The organism is Vibrio fortis (genome assembly GCF_000695685.1).
Classification (GTDB): domain Bacteria; phylum Pseudomonadota; class Gammaproteobacteria; order Enterobacterales; family Vibrionaceae; genus Vibrio; species Vibrio fortis_A.
Genome location: NZ_JFFR01000027.1, coordinates 31260 through 50732, shown reverse-complemented (window position 1 = coordinate 50732; position 19473 = coordinate 31260). Strand labels below are relative to the sequence as shown.

General features: G+C 47.4%; 12 protein-coding genes and 1 pseudogene. 8 read left to right on the top strand and 5 right to left on the bottom strand.

Translation table 11 applies throughout. From position 1 onward, the window contains the following. Positions 1-464: 464 nt before the first annotated feature. From nirB to VFDL14_RS06725, 4 genes are all read left to right on the top strand, one after another. A complete protein-coding gene (gene nirB, locus VFDL14_RS06710) occupies positions 465-3047 on the top strand; it encodes a nitrite reductase large subunit NirB (protein WP_032552320.1) in 2583 nt (860 codons plus the stop codon). 125 nt (positions 3048-3172) lie between these two features. After that, positions 3173-3517, top strand: a complete 345-nt coding sequence (gene nirD / locus VFDL14_RS06715) for a nitrite reductase small subunit NirD (RefSeq protein WP_032552319.1) — start codon at positions 3173-3175, stop codon at positions 3515-3517. Between the two features lie 141 nt (positions 3518-3658). Beyond that, the gene (locus VFDL14_RS06720) at positions 3659-5128 is read left to right on the top strand and encodes a NarK family nitrate/nitrite MFS transporter (protein ID WP_032552318.1); all 1470 of its coding nucleotides are present in this window, start codon (positions 3659-3661) and stop codon (positions 5126-5128) included. Positions 5129-5266: 138 nt separating this feature from the next. Beyond that, a complete protein-coding gene (locus VFDL14_RS06725) occupies positions 5267-7072 on the top strand; it encodes a bifunctional protein-serine/threonine kinase/phosphatase (RefSeq protein ID WP_032552316.1) in 1806 nt (601 codons plus the stop codon). Positions 7073-7136: 64 nt separating this feature from the next. Here the strand turns inward: VFDL14_RS06725 and cra are convergent, their stop codons facing one another. Next, complete coding sequence (gene cra, locus VFDL14_RS06730; protein ID WP_032552315.1) at positions 7137-8141, bottom strand: catabolite repressor/activator; 1005 nt, start codon at positions 8139-8141, stop codon at positions 7137-7139. Between the two features lie 386 nt (positions 8142-8527). On the opposite strand from cra, the gene fruB reads away from it, so the two are divergent. Genes fruB through fruA form a run of 3 tightly spaced genes read left to right on the top strand, consistent with a single transcriptional unit; the run spans position 8528 to position 12402 of the window. Beyond that, positions 8528-9661 carry a fused PTS fructose transporter subunit IIA/HPr protein gene (gene fruB, locus VFDL14_RS06735; RefSeq protein WP_032552314.1) on the top strand — a complete coding sequence of 378 codons (1134 nt, stop codon included), beginning with the start codon at positions 8528-8530 and terminating at the stop codon, positions 9659-9661. Positions 9662-9670: 9 nt separating this feature from the next. Further along, positions 9671-10651 carry a 1-phosphofructokinase gene (pfkB, locus tag VFDL14_RS06740; RefSeq protein WP_032552313.1) on the top strand — a complete coding sequence of 327 codons (981 nt, stop codon included), beginning with the start codon at positions 9671-9673 and terminating at the stop codon, positions 10649-10651. A gap of 14 nt (positions 10652-10665) precedes the next feature. Continuing rightward, on the top strand, positions 10666-12402 hold the full coding sequence (fruA, locus tag VFDL14_RS06745) for a PTS fructose transporter subunit IIBC (protein WP_032552312.1): 1737 nt from the start codon (positions 10666-10668) through the stop codon (positions 12400-12402). 73 nt (positions 12403-12475) lie between these two features. Here the strand turns inward: fruA and VFDL14_RS06750 are convergent, their stop codons facing one another. The 4 genes and pseudogenes from VFDL14_RS06750 to VFDL14_RS0123335 all read right to left on the bottom strand — a co-directional run bounded on the left by VFDL14_RS06750 (position 12476) and on the right by VFDL14_RS0123335 (position 18552). Then, the gene (locus tag VFDL14_RS06750) at positions 12476-13417 is read right to left on the bottom strand and encodes a helix-turn-helix transcriptional regulator (RefSeq protein ID WP_032552900.1); all 942 of its coding nucleotides are present in this window, start codon (positions 13415-13417) and stop codon (positions 12476-12478) included. 62 nt (positions 13418-13479) lie between these two features. Continuing rightward, positions 13480-16584, bottom strand: a complete 3105-nt coding sequence (locus VFDL14_RS06755) for an efflux RND transporter permease subunit (RefSeq protein ID WP_032552311.1) — start codon at positions 16582-16584, stop codon at positions 13480-13482. Then, positions 16581-17771, bottom strand: a complete 1191-nt coding sequence (locus VFDL14_RS06760) for an efflux RND transporter periplasmic adaptor subunit (RefSeq protein ID WP_032552310.1) — start codon at positions 17769-17771, stop codon at positions 16581-16583. The genes VFDL14_RS06755 and VFDL14_RS06760 overlap by 4 nt, the downstream gene beginning before the upstream one ends. Further along, positions 17768-18552: pseudogene (locus VFDL14_RS0123335) on the bottom strand (ABC transporter six-transmembrane domain-containing protein). The gene VFDL14_RS06760 and the pseudogene VFDL14_RS0123335 overlap by 4 nt, the downstream one beginning before the upstream one ends. A gap of 317 nt (positions 18553-18869) precedes the next feature. Between VFDL14_RS0123335 and VFDL14_RS0123330 the strand changes: the two are divergent. Beyond that, the gene (locus VFDL14_RS0123330; protein ID WP_032552309.1) at positions 18870-19463 is read left to right on the top strand and encodes a hypothetical protein; all 594 of its coding nucleotides are present in this window, start codon (positions 18870-18872) and stop codon (positions 19461-19463) included. Positions 19464-19473 lie beyond the last annotated feature (10 nt).

The following is a 19473-nucleotide window of genomic DNA, read 5'->3' as shown; positions in this document are numbered from 1 at the left end:
CAGCTCTCTCAGTAGTGAAAATTTCTCTTTTTTAATAAAGCAAATTGCGCACCACTATTTAACCCAACGCGAGACAATAAAAAACCAATTTAATTACAACAACTTAAAATTAATACAATTACAAAGTTTGAGGTTAATTAAATCCAACAGAAGAAATATTGAGATATTTGCACCATGTTGATCAATTTTGCACCACAAAGGCTCATTTTCATAAATCTCTTACTTTTTAAATATACCACTTTAGGGGTAATTGAGTCGTTTGTTATTTAGTTAATCAATTGAATTTATTAGTTATTATTATTTTTTACGAACGCCTTTTTTATCTGGCACCCTACTTGCTGCCCTAAATATCAACAACCCAAAATTCACAGTTTTTAAGTTCATTGGAAGAACAGCAAATTACCCACCATTGAGAGTGGACTGTATTTAGAAACGCTAGGAAGCCAGCAAAAAAGGAATTTACTATGAGCAAACAGAAAATTGTCGTCGTTGGTAATGGCATGGTTGGCCACAAATTTATCGACAACATCATTCAAGCTGACTCAGACCAATATGAAGTCATCACTTTTAGTGAGGAATCGCGTCTTGCCTACGACCGTGTTCAGCTCACTGCTTACTTCAACGGCAAGTCAGCCGATGACTTAGCCCTCACCAGCGAAGCCTACTATCAAGAGAATGGCGTTAAGTACTTGGTGAATGCCAAGGTGACTGAGCTTGATACCGAAAACAAAGCGGTAATAACCGACAGCGGACATCGTGAAAGCTACGACAAACTGATTCTTGCTACTGGCTCATTCCCATTCGTTCCACCAATCCCGGGTAACGACCAAGAACACTGCCACGTCTACCGTACCATTGAAGACTTAGATGCGATTGAGCTGTCGAGCAAACAGAGTAAATCGGGTGTGGTAATCGGCGGTGGACTACTCGGTTTAGAAGCGGCTAACGCGGTTAAAAACCTTGGCTTAGAAACGCATGTGGTAGAGTTCGCGCCTCGCTTAATGGCAGTTCAACTCGATGAGGGCGGCGGTGCCCTACTACGCCGTAAGATTGAAGACTTAGGCGTACAGGTTCACACCGAGAAAGCGACCTCTGAGATTGTGGCTGGTGAAACAGCTCGCTACCGTATGAACTTTGCAGACGGCACTCACCTTGAAACCGACATGATTGTATTCTCTGCCGGTATTCGCCCTCAAGACGCATTGGCTCGTAGCTCTGACATCGCGATTGGCGAGCGTGGCGGTATCGTGATTGATGATTACTGCCAAACCAACATCGATGATGTGTACGCGATTGGTGAATGTGCCCTTTGGGATAACAAGATCTTCGGCTTGGTAGCTCCGGGCTATTCCATGGCGAAGGTGGCGGCTAGCCACATCCTTTCTGATGGTGAAGATAGAAGCAGCTTCACCGGTGCAGACATGAGCACCAAACTTAAACTGCTGGGCGTAGACGTAGCCAGTATCGGTGAAGTACATGGCCAAACAGAAGGCGCACAGTCTTATACTTACAACGATGAAATCGAACAGGTTTACAAACGCCTGATCATCTCTGCTGATGGCAAAAAGATCGTCGGTGCGGTGTTAGTTGGTGATGCAGAAGCTTACGGTTCGCTGCTGCAAATCAAGCAAAACGATATGCCACTGCCTGAAAACCCATCGGTTCTGATTCTTCCAAACCTTGCAGACGACTCTGGCAGCGCTATGGGTGTTGAAGCCCTTCCAGACAGCGCCGTGATCTGTTCATGTTTCGATGTCACCAAAGGCGATATCAAAGAAGCGGTTTCCGCAGGCTGCACCACAATGGCAGCACTGAAAGAGTCGACCAATGCATCGACGGGCTGTGGAGGTTGTTCTGCCCTGGCCAAACAGGTATTAGACAGTGAACTCAGCAACCTAGGTGTTGAGGTTTCTAACGATATCTGTGAGCACTTTGCTTACTCTCGCCAAGAGCTGACCGACATTATCCGCGTCAACAAGATCAAGACCTTCGATGAACTGTTGGAATCTCACGGCCAAGGCTTAGGTTGTACTGTGTGTAAGCCTGCGATTGGCTCTATTCTCGCTTCTTACTGGAACGACTACATCCTTGAAGATGAGCACATCGAGTTGCAAGACACCAACGACATCTACCTTGGCAACATGCAAAAAGATGGTACCTACTCTGTGGTTCCACGAATTGCTGGCGGCGAAATCACCCCAGACAGACTGATTGTGCTCGGCGAAGTAGCAAAAGAGTACAACCTCTACACGAAGATCACGGGCGGTCAGCGTGTCGACCTATTCGGCGCGCAGCTAAACGAACTGCCTGCTATTTGGAAAAGGCTGATTGATGCTGGCTTTGAAACCGGCCATGCCTACGGCAAATCAGTTCGTACTGTGAAGTCTTGCGTCGGCAGCACTTGGTGTCGCTACGGCGTTAACGACAGTGTCGGCCTCGCAATCAAGCTAGAGAACCGCTACAAGGGCCTACGTTCACCTCACAAGATCAAATTCGCCGTATCTGGCTGTACTCGAGAGTGTGCCGAAGCACAATCAAAAGACATTGGCGTTATCGCTACCGACAAAGGCTGGAACCTATATGTGTGTGGTAACGGCGGTATGCGTCCACGTCACGCCGACCTATTTGCAACCGACCTCGACGAACAAACGTTGATTCAATACATCGACCGCGTACTGATGTTCTACACCCGTACCGCTGACCGCTTGCAACGTACTTCTGTTTGGATGGAGAACCTAGAGGGCGGCTTGGACTACCTCAAAGAAGTGGTGATTGAAGACAAACTCAATGTCGCGGCTGAACTGGAAGCGGACATCGCGCTCAACATCGAGAAGTACCAATGTGAGTGGAAGACCACCATCGAGAACCCAGTGAAGATGAAACGCTTCCAACACTACATCAACAGTGACGAGATGGATAAGAGCCTGTCGTTCATTACCGAACGTGAACAGCGCTTCCCGAAACCAAGCATCAACACTGACCACGATGCCGAGCGCACTCAAGCATTGAATAGCTCTGAACAGATTGAAATTACGGAAGTCTCGTAGCCAGTTTGGTCGTTAGCAGGCCCTTCACTACGCAATACTCTGCTAGCGACCTTCTTTCTTTACGACCTTCATTTTTAGGAAATTGAACAAAATCTAAGACTCAACAAATTGACAAGGAGACTGTCATGGAAAACTGGACCACTGTTTGCTCCCAAGAGGATCTAACGCCCAACGCGGGTGTGTGTGCCAAAGTGGCTGATCATCAAGTCGCGATCTTTTACTGCAAGCGCAGTGACAAGATTTATGGCCTTTCAAATTTCGACCCAATTGGTAAAGCCAATGTCATGTCACGTGGTATTATTGGCTCGTTAAGTGGAGAGCCTTACGTTGCTTCTCCCCTTTACAAGCAGCATTACCATCTAGAGACAGGAGCTTGCTTGGAAGAGCCTGAACACGCTCTGACTCGCTTTGAAGTGCGCAGACAAGGTAACGATATTCAAGTACTGGCACCCGAAGCGTTAGCAAGCTAATCACGGATTAGGTCGTATTTCAGAATCACCCAATACTCATGCCTTAGCCGCCTACAATTAAGTATTTAGGCTCGCTACGGAGTTGGCATGTGAACGGCTAGAAGAACTCTAGACACTTTCCATATTTAAAGGATTTAATACATGGATAACTCAAAATTTTCGCTGCTCTCATTTACAGGTAAGATGAAAATCTTACACCTTAGCTGGATTGCCTTTTTCATCACCTTTGTAGTTTGGTTTAACTTTGCGCCACTACTGCAAATGGTAAAAACCTCTTTAGGCTTAACTACTGAAGAGATCAAAACCCTCCTAATCTTAAACGTGGCATTAACCATCCCAGCGCGTGTCGCCATTGGTATGCTGACCGACCGCTATGGTCCAAGACTGGTCTACTCTGCCCTACTCGCTATCTGTTCGATTCCGTGTTTCATGTTCGCCCTTGCTGACTCGTTCATGCAAGCAGCTATCGCTCGTTTCCTACTGGGCTTCATCGGTGCTGGTTTCGTGGTTGGTATTCGCTTGGTGTCTGAGTGGTTCCCACACAACGAGCTAGGTACAGCAGAAGGTATCTACGGTGGTTGGGGTAACTTTGGTTCAGCAGCTGCGGCATTTACCCTTCCTACATTAGCACTAGTATTCGGTGGCGAAGATGGCTGGCGTTATGCAGTGGGTGTGACAGGTGCAATGAGCCTTCTGTTCTCAGTTATCTTCTACAAAAACGTATCGGATACACCAAAAGGTTCTACTTACTTCAAACCTGCACAAGTTACAGCGATGGAAGTAACGTCTAAGGGTGACTTTTTCTTTCTACTCATCATGAAGATCCCTATGTACGCGGCGCTTGCGCTACTGGCTTGGAAACTGTCTCCATCAGGTATCGGCATGCTGTCAGACTCAGCGGTATACGGTGTTTATGCGGTACTGGCTGCGCTGTATATGTATGAAGTATCTCAAGTTTGGAAAGTGAATAAGAACGTCTTCAAGGAAGAAGTGCCAGAGATTCACCAGTATAAATTTAAGCAAGTTGCGGTTTTGAACGTGCTTTACTTCGCGACATTTGGTTCAGAGCTGGCTGTTGTTTCTATGCTGCCACTGTTCTTCTCTGAAACCTTTGAACTAACGCCGGTACTTGCAGGTATGGTGGCATCAGCCTACGCCTTTATGAATCTAATGTCTCGCCCAGGTGGTGGTTGGATTTCAGATAAATTCGGCCGTAAGCCAACGCTGCTTATCCTAACTGCAGGTCTAGCGGTGGGTTACTTTGCAATGGGTCAAGTCGACAGCACATGGCCAGTATGGCTAGCGGTTGTTGCGGCAATGGCGTGTTCTTTCTTCGTACAGGCAGGTGAAGGTGCAGTATTTGCGACAGTACCACTGATTAAGCGTCGTATGACGGGTCAAATCGCGGGTATGACGGGTGCTTACGGTAACGTTGGTGCGGTAGTTTACCTAACAGTGCTTTCATTTGTGAGCTACCAAACCTTCTTCCTTGTGATTGCAGCAACAGCGGTACTTGGCTTCCTAACTCTGATGTTTATGGAAGAGCCAAATGGTCAAATTGCTGAAGTAAATGACGATGGTAGTGTGACGTTGATTAACGTATCGAGCTAACCACTCATTGAATGATATCGGGAGAAGTAACCGGGACTGCGACACTCGGTTACTTCGTTCAAAAGCTCTTGTTTCTGACTGGGGCTTTTGTTCTTTCCCTTCCTTTTCAAACAATGAGCAGATAGGAGCAAGGACGTTATGACTCTCTCATTTAGCCAAAGCCAAACAGCAGCGCCGGACGCGGGACAAGGAATTCATCTGCAGGCAAGCAACCAACTCAAGCTCAACTATGGTGGTTACTCACATCAAGGAGTAAGAAACGAAAATCAGGATGCGATTATCGTTAAGCACCCTAAAACCCGTGCCGAACAAGAGTTCAAGGGCAGCGTGGCATGTATTGCCGATGGTGTGAGTTGCAGTGAACAGGGGCAAAAAGCCAGTCACACCAGTGTGATGCAGTTTATTACTGACTACTACGCAACGCCGGAAAGCTGGAGCATTCAACGCTCGGCCCAGAAGGTGCTTACCTCGCTCAACTCTTGGTTGTTTAACGCCTCCTTCTCTGAGCTTGATGACGATAAGCAGCTCGCCCACAACACCATGGTCTCGACCTTCAGCGCGGTGATCATCAAATCTAATACGGCTCATATCTTCCACGTTGGCGATAGCCGTATCTACTTACTACGTGATGGTAAAATTCAGCAGCTAACCCGCGATCATACTCGTAAAAACTTGGTGAATACCCACTACCTCACTCGCGCTCTCGGTATGGATAGCCAACTGAACGTTGATTTCCAAGCCTTGCCTATTAAAGCCAAGGACCGTTTCATTCTAACAACCGATGGCGTGCATGAGTTTATTGATGAAGAAGATCTAGTCGAAGGAACCAATAACCAGAATGACTTTGAACTGGCAACTCAAGCGATCTGTAACAGAGCCTTGGCAATGCACAGCAAGGACAACGTCAGCTGCTTGATGATTGAGGTAACACAACTGCCTAAGCCATCATTGATTGAGTTTCATGAAAAGCTCGCTACACGCGTCATTCCTCCGGTATTAAAACTTGGGCAGATGATCGACCAGTTTCAGGTGTTGGAAGTGCTCTACTCTGGCACCCGCAGCCACGTATATCGTGTGATGCAAACCCAGACCCAAACCGAGTTCGTGATTAAAGTACCTTCAATGCAATATCACGACGATCCAGCGCAGCTCAAAGCGTTTTACAACGAGCAATGGGCAGGCATGCTGCTTAACAACAAACGCATTATGAAGGTCTATCCGACTGACGAACGTTCGCAGTTTCTTTATCAAGTGTGTGAGATGGTTGAGGGAGTAACCTTAAGACAATGGATGTACGACAACCCCAAACCAAGCTTGCCAGAAGTGCGTACTATTCTGGAAAAGATCATTCAGGGCATTCGCGTACTTCAACGTGCTGACATGGTTCATCGCGATCTGAAGCCTGAAAACATCATGCTACTGCCGAACGGCGATATTAAGCTCATCGACCTTGGCGCCGTATTGATTCGCGGCATCGAAGAAGGCTTACCCGTTGAAGAAGATGCGGTTCCGCTTGGCGCCGTCAACTACATCGCTCCGGAAACCATTAAGCAGAATATTGCGACCACAAACTCTGATCTGTTCTCGGTAGCGGTAATTGGTTATGAAATGCTGACAGGACAACTCCCTTATCCAGAAATGACGCCGCGATCTTTAGCTCAATCTCGTCATCATCAATGGCACTATCAGCCTATTACGCGCCTGCGTTCAGACTTACCCGCTTGGTTTGACTTGGTGTTACAAAAGGCGTGTGCTGAGCAGCCAACTGAGCGTTACTCCGTACTCGGTGACTTTATCTCTGATCTCTACACACCAAACTCTAAACTAGTGAAACGTAAAACCCAGCAACCACTACTCAATAGAAACCCAATCCAGTTTTGGAAGGTACTGGCCCTATTGTTAGGTATTGTCGCGCTGATCGAATTCGGTTTGTTGATTCAATAAAAAAGCCTCAGCACTTTAATGGCGCTGAGGCTTAGATAAGAAATTAGAGCTTACGCTAACTGTGTTAGCTGCGTTTTACGAGGCTTCGTGGCACCAGTTCAATACCTGACTGGTAACGCTTTGCTGAAGCGTTCAATGCCAAGGCGAATGCGCTGTCTGCAATAACCTCAAACTGTTGTGGCAGTGAATGTACTTTAAACGGTAGGAAATCCAATAGGCGGTTATCACCAAAGGTCGCCAATTTGACTTGATTGACCAACTCAGGCTTTTCGACCATCACATCCAGTACCCCTTCTAACAAGGTGTAGGACATAGTGACGATCGCATCCGGCACCGTTCCTTTCGCAATCCACTCTTCAAAGATTTCGCGCCCTGATTCTCGATCGAAGTGTTCACCATAACCGACAACCGTGGGTTTGTTCTCTTTCAGCCCGTTTTGCTGTGTATGCGCTTTATTGGCCGCTTCAAAACCCAATTGACGCTCGCGCGAAATGTTTAGGTCAGGCAAGGCACCAATCAAGCCAATGCTTTGGATATTGTCATCAAGAATAGAGTGCGTCAGTTCAAACGCAGCTTCGAAATCTTCACTAATCACACAGGCAAAGTGCTCATCGTCTAACGGACGGTCAATGGCGATAACTGGTGTTCCTGACTTTTGAAGTTGCAGATAGAACTCGTTAGCGTCCGGCATCGAGCTTGCGACAAGCAAAGCATCAATACGGCGACTCACAAGGGCTTCTGCTACTTTTCGCTCGGTTTCAGCATCGTCGTCTGAACAGCCAATTAAGATCTGATAACCCACTTTGCGAGAGTTTTGTTCAATCAACTTAGCTAAACGTGCATAACTGCTGTTCTCTAGGTCTGGAATAATCAAACCAAACGAACGGCTGTTACCTGCCCTCAATGACGATGCTGCGTGGTCTGGACGGTAGTTGTGCTCGTTCACCACGGCCATCACCTTCTGCTGCGTTTTCTCGCTGATGCGGTACTTCTGAGCTTTACCATTAATCACATAGCTTGCGGTGGTTTTAGATACACCCGCCAGTTTCGCTATTTCATCAAGTGTCATATCAAGGGCCTGTATTTTGTGCGTAGGATCATATAACCAAGGTTCGGATCCTCAGAATAGTTGAATTATATGCTGAATCGATTCAGTATGAAAGCTGAAAGGATTCAGCAAAATCCGAAAAGTGACTCTAATCATCTTTTTTTAGCGACTTTGAGATTGATGACTATCTTTTAAGACTATCTTTAAAAGGAAACGAGACACGCTAAGCAGCAATATCAGTTTTATCAAGAGAACTGGGCTTTGCTGAATTTTTTTACTCTTTTTGCTGAACCGATTCAGCTAAACGTTCAGCAAGGTGTTCAGCACTCAATAAGCAGAACCTGAATCGGGATAACAGCAACAATGAAGCGACAAGCTCAAACAAAGCAATAAGCTAAAGAGGCAACATGCTTAAACTAACTAAATCTGACATTTCGCTTGGTCAATCTGCGCAAGATAAGTTCCAAGCTATTCGTAACATCGCTGGCAAACTGACTGAGAAAGGTCTGGTTGATGAAGGTTACGTAGAAGGAATGCTTAACCGTGAAAACCAAAACTCAACTTTCCTTGGTAACGGTATCGCCATCCCTCATGGCACAACAGACACTCGTGGTTTAGTAAAAGAGACTGGCGTTGCAGTGCACCACTTCCCTGAAGGCATCGACTGGGCAGACGGTAACCGTGTTTACGTAGCAATCGGTATTGCAGCAAAATCAGACGAACACTTAGGCATTCTAAAGCAGCTAACCAAAGTTCTTTCTGCTGACGGCGTTGAGCAAAAGCTGCAACAAGCGAAAACAGAAGACGAAATCATCGCCCTACTTCACGGTGAAGTTCAGCTTGAAGCAGACCTAGACGCTTCTTTAATTCAACTTAAGTTCCCAGCAAGCGACATGGTACAAATGTCTGCCGTTGCGGGCGGCCTACTGAAAAACACCGGTTGTGCTGATAATGCATTCGTTGCTGATCTAGTGACTAAAACACCAACTCACTTGGGCCAAGGTTTGTGGCTGATCGGTAGCGACAAAGGCGTGACTCGCACTGCTGTGTCTTTTGTTTCTACGGCTAATGATTGTGAGTTTGAAGGCACTCAAGTGAAAGCGCTTGTCGCATTCGCAGCGTGTAACAGCGCACACCAAAACATCCTAGCAAACCTAAGCCAACTGGTTTTTGAAGGTAAGCAAAACTCTCTGATCGATTCAGACATCGAAGGTGTGATTGCTCAACTAAAAGGCGAAGCACCAAGCAGTGCTGCTGAAGGCTCAGACAACCAAGCAATCTTTAAGATCAAAAACGCACACGGCTTACACGCTCGCCCTGGCGCAATGCTGGTTGCAGAAGCGAAAAAATTCGATGCAGCAATTCGTGTATCCAACCTAGACGGCGACGGAAAAGAAGTGAACGCAAAGAGCCTAATGAAAGTAATCGCGCTTGGCGTGAAACATGGCCACCAGCTTCAGTTCACGGCTGAAGGTGACGATGCTGCACAAGCTATTGAATCAATTGGTAAAGCTATCGCTTCTGGCCTTGGTGAAGGTTAAGGATTAGCAATGACTGAATTAAAGCAAATCAAAGCCGTTACAGTAACGCTGAACCCAGCATTAGACCTAACAGGCAGCGTTGATACGCTAAACGTAGGTTCAGTGAGCTTGGTAAATCAAGGTTCGCTACACGCTGCAGGCAAAGGCGTAAACGTAGCAAAAGTGCTGTCTGAGCTGGGCGCAAAAGTTACCGTTACCGGTTTCTTGGGTCGCAACAATGAAGAGGCATTTTGCCAACTGTTTGCAGAAATGGGTGCAACCGACCGCTTCATTCGTGTCGACGGCGCAACGCGCATCAACGTGAAGCTAGTGGAAACCTCCGGCCAAGTTAGTGACATTAATTTCCCGGGTGTACCGGTTGATCAAGATGCGATCAGCGCATTTGAAAACACACTGCTAGAGCTTGCAGAAGACCACGAGTACTTCGTAATTGCAGGCAGCTTACCTCAGGGCGTATCTCCAGAACTTTGTGCATCTTGGGTACAACGCCTACGCGACCTAGGTAAGAAGGTATTATTCGACAGCAGCCGCGATGCACTAAAAGCCGGTATCAATGCTCAGCCTTGGCTTATCAAGCCGAACGACGAAGAGCTGTCTCAACTGTTCAATGCAGAACTTACAACGCCTAAGCAGTGCCAACAAGCAGGCCAAGCATTGAGCGAGAAAGGCATTGAGAACATTGTTGTTTCTCTGGGAGCAGATGGTGTGATGTGGCTGAACAATGGTGAGTGGATTCACTCACAGCCACCACGTATGCAAGTCGTGAGCACAGTTGGCGCAGGCGACACCTTAGTTGCTGGCCTATGTTGGGGGCACATGCAACAGATGCCTAAACCAGAACTAATCAAATTTGCCACCGCCCTTTCGGCACTTGCTGTGTCTCAAGTCGGCGTGGGTTTAACTAGCCAAAAAGAGCTGGACTCAGTACTACAAAATATCCAATTACAGGCGCTTACCACTCCAACTGACCAGTTTGAGTCAAGCAAATAGGACAAAGGTTTACTATGAATATTACCATTATCACCGCATGCCCAAGTGGCGTTGCAAACAGCATCATCGCAGCAGGGCTGCTTGAGAAAGCCGCAAAAGAGCTAGGTTGGAGTGCCAATATTGAGTGCCAGTCAAGCGTTCTTCCAAGTGAAGCCGTTTGTGAAGAAGCGATTGCAAACAGCGACGCTGTCGTTATTGCCGCAAACACAGACGTAGACACACAGCGCTTTGTTGGCAAGAAGGTTTACCAAGCGCCAATCTCTGAGTGTACTGCAGACGCAAAAGTATTTCTTGAAAGCGCAGTAGCAAACGCAACTGTGTTGGACGCTTCACAAGTAACGACCGCTGCAACTGAAGTAGCAGCAAGCGGCGCTAAAAAGATTGTTGCGATTACAGCTTGTCCAACAGGTGTTGCTCACACTTTCATGGCGGCTGAAGCGCTAGAGAACGAGGGCCAACGTCTTGGTCACCAAATCAAGGTTGAAACTCGCGGCTCTGTAGGTGCGAAGAATCAACTAACCGATCAAGAGATTGCAGAGGCGGATCTTGTCATCATCGCAGCGGACATCGACGTACCACTCGACCGTTTTGATGGTAAGCCACTGTACAAAACCACAACGGGTCCTGCGCTTAAAAAGACAACTCAAGAGTTTGAAAAAGCGTTCGCTGAAGCAAAACCATACCAACACACAGCTTCTTCTTCACAAGCAGCACCTGCTGACGAGAAGAAAGGTGTATACAAGCACCTAATGACAGGTGTATCTCACATGCTACCTGTTGTTGTAGCGGGTGGTTTGATCATCGCGCTTTCTTTCGTATTCGGTATCGAGGCGTTTAAAGAAGAAGGCACGCTAGCGGCAGCACTGATGACTATCGGTGGTGGTTCAGCATTCGCACTGATGATTCCGGTTCTTGCTGGCTTTATCGCGTTCTCAATTGCTGACCGTCCGGGTCTGGCTCCGGGTCTAATCGGCGGTATGCTTGCTAGCTCAACAGGCGCTGGCTTCCTAGGTGGTATCGCGGCTGGTTTCATTGCAGGTTACTCAGCGAAATTCATTGCTGACAAGGTTCAACTTCCACAATCTATGGAAGCGCTTAAGCCAATTCTTATCATTCCATTTATCGCGAGCTTGTTCACTGGCCTTGTGATGATTTACATCGTGGGTGGCCCTGTTTCTGGCGTGATGAGCGCGATGACAGACTTCCTAAACAATATGGGTACGTCTAACGCGATTCTGCTGGGTGTGATTCTAGGCGCAATGATGTGTTTCGACCTTGGTGGTCCAGTAAACAAAGCAGCTTACACATTCGGTGTTGGTCTACTGGCTTCGCAAACTTACGCACCAATGGCAGCTATCATGGCAGCAGGTATGGTTCCTGCTCTAGGTATGGGGCTTGCGACTTTCCTAGTGAAAGACAAATTTGAAGCGGGCGAGCGTGAAGCGGGTAAAGCGTCATTCGTTCTTGGTCTATGTTTTATCTCTGAAGGTGCGATTCCATTCGCAGCGAAAGACCCAATGCGTGTTATCCCAGCATGTATGGCAGGTGGTGCTCTGACTGGTGCGCTATCAATGCTGTTCGGTGCACAACTGATGGCTCCACACGGTGGTCTATTCGTTCTACTGATTCCAGGTGCTATCTCTCCTGTACTTATGTACCTAGTGGCGATTGCAGCGGGTACAGCGGTAACTGGCTTCGGTTACGCAGCGCTTAAAAAGATGAGCGATTCAAAGGTAACTGCAGAAGCTTAACCCCCACTCCATTAAGCTCCTATAAAGCTGCTCCTTAGCAGAACAAAGGCTCCTCATTTGAGGAGCCTTTTTATTATTCTCTGCTTTGTGCACTTAAAACAGGTAGCTGGAAAGAGAAGGTCACCCCTTCTACACCGGAGGTCTCGATATCTAAGATCATATCAACTAAATGACGTTTAGGATCGAGCTCCAGCCCGCGCTCTTCTACGCAATTAAACAAAGATTCTAACGCTACGCTGTAACCCACATCGGAGACCAAATACACTTCGCTACACAAGTAGTGCCCTTCAGGAATAACCACATCATACAGCGCAGGGTCGACATCCCAATTCCCCACACATAGGTCGATCTCATCCCAAGACTTTCTCATTTGATGAAGTGGCGTAATACTCATTAGTTGGGCCGACTTTTTGCCGTAAATTTCGAATACCGTGTCCCAGTCAGGATCGTCCAGCTTGAGGTCTTTCATACCTCGCTCTGGAAACCATTTCACTTCGGTTGGAATCTTCTTGGCTAACTCACTCTCCATTGATTCCTCGCCACTTGGATGAGCAAGTTGCTTAAGGAAATCTGCGGTTTCTCGCGGTGTCGCTTCGTAAGCCATTTTGCGAATCTGTTTTGCCGTCACGCCAAGATCTCTTTTTAGAGCTTTGCCGAGAGCTTGGGATGATGAAAAGCCGCAATATTGAGCGATTTCCATGGTGCTCCAAGGTTCATCATTCAGCAGTAACCCTACCGCCGTTTGCAGGCGAATTCGCGCTAAATATTGACCGGGAGTTTCATTGAACAGCTCAGAAAACTGACGATGAAAATGGTAAGGCGAGATCGCTGATTCGGTCGCAATTTCTTCCCAAGATCTACGATCGGCCCACTCTTCATGCATCATAGTTAATGCTTGTGTAAAGCGCTTTTGTAAGTGCTCGGGAAGAGATTTTAACAACGCCACCTCTGGCACTAACTGAAATGCTGGCTGCCTTGTCGAGTTGTCTAACTCATTCTCTTCCTTACGACTCATATCTTTCCCATTGCGGCGTATGTGGTTCTTTAAGTTATATTGCTTTGTTTGCGCTTCAACTTTCATGAAGCCCCCTCCAATACCAACTCAGTTCGCTCAGCTTTAGGCGCTTTGCGGCAAAACAGCCCCAGTAACACCGGAATCAGAATCAAAGTGACAGCTGTCGCGAACAACTCACCAAACACCAAGGATACCGCCGCAGGCTTCAAGTACTGGGCTTGCTCAGCAGTTTCACTCAGTAGCGGCAACAAACCACAAACTGTAGTAATTGTTGTTAGGAATATCGCCCTTAAACAACTCGTTCCAGCCGTCACCAAAGCTTGTTGCAGTGGAACACCACTTCGGTACTCACTATTGAAGCGCGTGATCAATACCAGTGAGTCATTAATTACAATACCTGTCATCGCCATCATGCCGAACATCGAGAGCAAGCTGATGGGCAAACCCATGATGTAGTGGCCGAAGATCGCACCAGCAAACCCAAACGGTATCACCGCCATAATGATAAAGGGTTGCCAGTAAGATTTAAGAGGTACTGCCAACAAAATATAGATCAGTAGCAGGGTTAGAATCATCGCGGTTTTAAAGCCTGATGATACTTCGCCAATCTCTTCAAACTCGCCACCTGCTTTTATTGTAACCTCTGGGTATTGAGCCTCTAGCGCCGCAATAGTTTCATCTAACTGCTTCAACGTCTGCTCAGGCGACTGTATGTCTCGGTTTTGCTTCCAGTATAGATTAAGCACCTGTTCACGGTTACGGCGATAAACCACTTCTGGTTCTTGCTCATATTGCAGGGTCGCCACATCACCTAACAGCACCGAACCTCCATCAGGCAAGCGAATCAAGGCTTGTTCAAGTTGAGATAGTGTCTGACGTTGCTCTCGCGCATATTGCAGTAGTACTTTGGTTTCCTGCCCTTTTTCCAGCAAGCGGTGTACTTCGCGTTCACCGTAAGCCTGCCCCACCAGCTTAGCGAGCTTCTCCTGAGTCAGGCCTAGCTGCTCACCAAATTGGTTTACTACAATTCGAACCTGAGGCGATCCAGCTTGACCATCGTCATACACATCTGAAACACCATTTAGATTCACCAGCGTTTGTGCAAGCTGATTGCTCACCAACTTAGCCAGTGCTCTATCATCAGCGGACACCGTAATAAAGGTTCCACCGGCGGGCTCTTCGGCTGCGCTAAATTGAGTTGAGTAAGCGCCTTCAATCACACCCGTCGTTTCTCGCCAACGGTTGATCAGCAAATTGCTCGGTAAAACAGTCAGTGATTCGTTGGTAAGCTCCGCCGTTACCTCAACCTCACCATACCCGTCCGACCATGCCAGCAAGTTAACAACAGGTGACTCACTCAATGGGTAGTCTTCGAGTAGGCTTTTCTCTACCTTTTCCATCGCAGACTCAACTTGAGACAAAGCCTGTTGTTGCAATGGAATTGGCGCGCCATCTTCCAATTCAATTTTGGCGGTGATGTAGCGCCCTGGAATTTCAGGAAACAGTGAGCTACGTATCGCGCCATTCGACCACATGCCGTAAGCCAGGGTGATCATCGCGACGAAACCCATCAGTGAAGCCAGTTTATAGTTCAACGCATGCTCTAGAACTGGCTTGTACACTTTGAGATTGAACATCTGCAAACCACTCTGCGCCATACCCTGAATTCGACTCATCCAGTTCTCTTTTGGCTTGGCTGATATATGCGCCAGATGCGATGGCAATATGAATTTACTCTCTACCAATGAGAAAAGCAGAGCAAAGATCACCACCGCAGAGAAACCCGCCAACACTTTAGCTAGTTCATTGTTAATCCAAAGCATCGGTGAGAACGCTGCTATGGTCGTCAGCACACCAAACACCGTTGCAATCGAAACAGAATGTACGCCTAGCCAAGCGGCGAGCTTAGGGTCGATAGGTTTCCCCGCTGGTGTTGACGCGCGTTTTTCATGTATTGCTTCCCCCACAACCACAGCGTCATCCACTAAGATCCCGAGTACTAAGATAAAACCAAACAAGGTAATGTCATTGACGCTGTAGTTGGCAAGTTGCATCGTGACCAAAGTTCCGGCTAATGCCACTGGAATCCCAACAGCAACCCAGAATGCAAGCTTAAGCTCCAAAAATAAGCCGAGCAAGACGATAACAATCAGCAAGCCCTGCCATGCATTATCACCTAGACGAAACAGCTGATCTTCAATGTAGGGTGCCATGTCCGCCATGGTGTCGAGCGTAATGTCCGACGGTAGCACCGCTCGCTGCTCATCGAGTACAGATTGTACGGCTTCGCTCACCTTTAATAGGTTGTCGCTTTGACTGGTGCTGATCAGCAAGGCAATCGCGTTGGAACCGTTGTTACGCACGATCGATCCGCTCTGCTCATAGCCTCGGCTAAGCGTTGCAATATCGCCTAATCTAACCTTGCCGTTTGCATTGGCGATCACAACCAAATCATTAAGCTTCTGTAAGTCATCGGCGTAGCCATCGCCACGAATGATCACTCGCCCTTTACTGCTCAACAGCTCTCCGGTGCGTGACTCAAATGAGCGCTGCTCAATCATCCCAGCAAGATCTTCTAGGGTAATCCCTAAATTCTCCAGCTCTTGTGGCTTAGGCTCAATAATCAATTGAGGACTACGAGATCCCCAGTTCGATACTTTTGAAATCTGTGGATGCTTTTTTAACGCCTGCTCGACTTGCCTAGCAATTGGCTGAAGTTCAGCATCCGACCTTGGTCCAGACACAATCACAAACGCTGCTAGGTTGGTAAATTCATTGCGCACGACTTGCGGTTTTTCAGCCTGAACTGGAAAGCCATTGATGGCATTCACTTGGTTACGAACATCATCCAACAACTTATCAAGATCGGTGGAACTAGTCTTACGCACCACAACTTGAGACTCTCCTGCGCTGGATTGACTGGTGATCTGCTTAATACCCGCAATCCCACTTATCGACTCTTCAATTCGCTGCGTAACACTCTCGTCAATCTGCTTCGCGGTACCGCCGGGATACGCGACGTTGATGACCACAGAAGAAGGAGCGACCTGCGGAAAAGACTCTACTCTTAAGTGCCCAAATGAGAGCACGCCGCTCACCACAATCGCCATCATGAGCAGGTTGGCGGCAACAGGGTTATGAATAAACCACTTGGTTAACCAACTCATGGGGTTACCTCCACTTGTTGAAGTGCTTTAGAAGCAATAGCCGTGTTGCTTTCGAAGTTCTCTACCGTGCGAATCGGCGCAACTTGCTTACCTGCTAACATTGAAGACAAAGGATACTTAACCACAGAACGAGTTTTGTTTTGGTGTTGAGCAAACTTCACGTGCACTCGATCTTGAGTCTCTTCTACCAACGTCACTCGCTCTTTTTGTAGTTGGTCGTGACTATCCAGCGTCCAGACATAACCATCGCGCGTTAAACTGCTCATAGGAAGCGAGCTCACATCGCTCTGCTCACCAAGATTCACTTTCACCTCAACCTGTTGATTAGGGAACAAACGTGGTGCCTGATACGGATTTTGAACCGAAAGCACCACTTGTCTTTGGCGAGTAACGCTATCAACGTTTGGAGACACGTAACGCACTTCTGCAGGCCATTGCTGCCCAGAACGACTAACCACAGTAATCTCTGGTTGAGAAGCTTCTTGGCCAGTAATCACCGCTTGTTGCACTCTTGCCCAATGCAATTCCGACACAGGAAGAGCAACATCAATCGAATCACTCGCTGCTAAGTCAAAGGTAGCCTGCCCCGCTTCTATCCATTCTCCTGGGCTCACATGACGACTCATAATCACTGCATCAAAGGGAGCAACAATGGTCGACTCTTCCAATAGTTTTATTGCACTTTGGTAAGCCTGTTTTGCTTGTGTTAACTCTGCTTTGGCCGCGGCTACTTGCGGCTCTTTGCGCGCAAACGCTGAGCTTTTACTAGGGTTGAGCATTTTGAGTGCCACAGTTTGTTCATGCTCTATCTGCTTAAGATTCAGCTCAGCTTGTTTGACCTGACTCAGCGTCATCGCCACATTGGAACGCAACGCGCTATTGTCTAATTTGGCTAGTACGTCTCCCTTCTTCACTAAAGTACCGGGTTCCATTTCCAAATTAACCCAAGCCAATTGAGCACTGCTTGACGCTTTCAACTGTATTGGCCAGCGCGATTGAGTCACAGCCAACAAGGTCAAAGATGCCTGGTAGGACTTCGGTTCAACTTCAATAATGGATACAGGCGCAAGAACAACCTCTTTGGACTCTGGGAGCACCGGATCCGGTTCTAACTCGTCCACGAGAATTAAAGCCGCGAGTATCGCCACGCAGCCGAGGACAATGGAAAGCGGCTTTTTAAACTTCATAAGGCTTCTCCTTGATAACCTGTCGATTGTTTTTTTTGATTTAGACGTTGGCTTATTTCGCCAAGTCGAGAGAGGGTTTGTAAGGTGATAGGTAGCAGCACAGCAGTCTCAACGAACTCCAATGAATAGGTCACGATAGAGAACACCTGCCCCGGCGTTGGTGAATCCATGTAGCTCACCAACCATAGATTTCCGAGCACTGCTGAAAACAGCAACGCAAAAATCAATCCGTAGACGATGGCTTCGGTGTCAGAAAGCTTTACTTCACAGCGCTTTAAACGTTCGAAGTGACGTCTGATCGCTGAAAGCTTCGCAGCGCCAAGCAGCGAGACTTGTTGCTCGATTTGATCGTTAAACTCACCGTTTAAACGAGTGAAAGTGCGATGGAACAGGCCGTAGATAATGAGCATGCCAATACCCGCGCCCAACATAGAAAGTGCCAGTGTTTGATCGAACGTCGCCAAAATCACCACAGTCGCAATCAGCTGCACCACGGCAGTCATCAAGACGGTAAATCTTCTTCTAGAAAGTCCACCAGCTCACGAGACATGGTTAGGCGCGCATCTTTAGCCGACAGCTCTAACCCACGCAGATTGCGCTCAACTAAATTAGCGAGTTTTACTCGAATCGCTCCATAAACACGGGTGTCGTAGAAGCGTCGAACCACACTGACGATCACTAACGCGAACAGACATAAAGCCAACATCAAAAGCGGTTGAAGATCTTGTTCAAGCACACCGTCGATAGCGAAACCGATAAACAGTGGCAATAAGATCAACATTACATTTTCGACAAGTACCATCAGCCAAGTCAGCAGAACCTTCCACAAATTCAATTGGATAATGGTGATTAAGGATATGGGTTGTTTGAGACTCATTATTGACCCCACGAATAATTATGGCGCCAGTATTACCAATTCGACGTTGAAAAAAGTGTCCCAGATTGCTGTATTGACGTTTTTCTCCTTGGTTACCTTTTGATTACCTCCCCTTGGTTATCTTCTCTTTCAACACAGGAACGCACCCAAATTTGCACTGGTGCTTAACCAATTCCCATGGCCAATTTGCTCATGGTTTACCATCTACAGGGAGAGACATTATGAAATTGCTCGCTTCGTTACTCACTACAACCGCTATCACGGCTTCGATTTGGGGAGCCTTGCAAGTGCAACCTGCAATCGCGAAGATTGGTCCATTAGCCTCGAAAACAGATACATCTTCAGCTGAAGCTTCCTTAACCAGAGATTCCTCCTCAGATGCAGGATTCGATATGACCCAACCGGGTAGCGTGATTGGCGTTACCCAAGCCGTCACATTGCAGTCCGTCCCGCAAGTTTGGGCGAGCTTTTATGAACAAGTAGAATCAGGGAAAAACAAGAATCTCAGTTCCGAGAATGTGGTTAGCGACGAAGTGATCGTTCTCTACCAAGAGATAGCGCGTGATTTCAGTGAAGCAACAGTGACGGTTGGCTTCCGACAAAAGGCGGGCTCAGATGTTAAACCCAGCGCTCGCTTCTCAAGCCTCAATAAAGCGGTCACATTGCTCAACAAAGGAAAACATGACGATACGGAGCTAACCAGCGCTTGGGAGATGATCGATTATCGACGTGACGTAGAGGCTGTACTCGAACGCCACTACCTCAATCAGCATGGATTGCCCGATTCCAGCGAACTTTATGTCTACTATAAATAGAACCGATAAG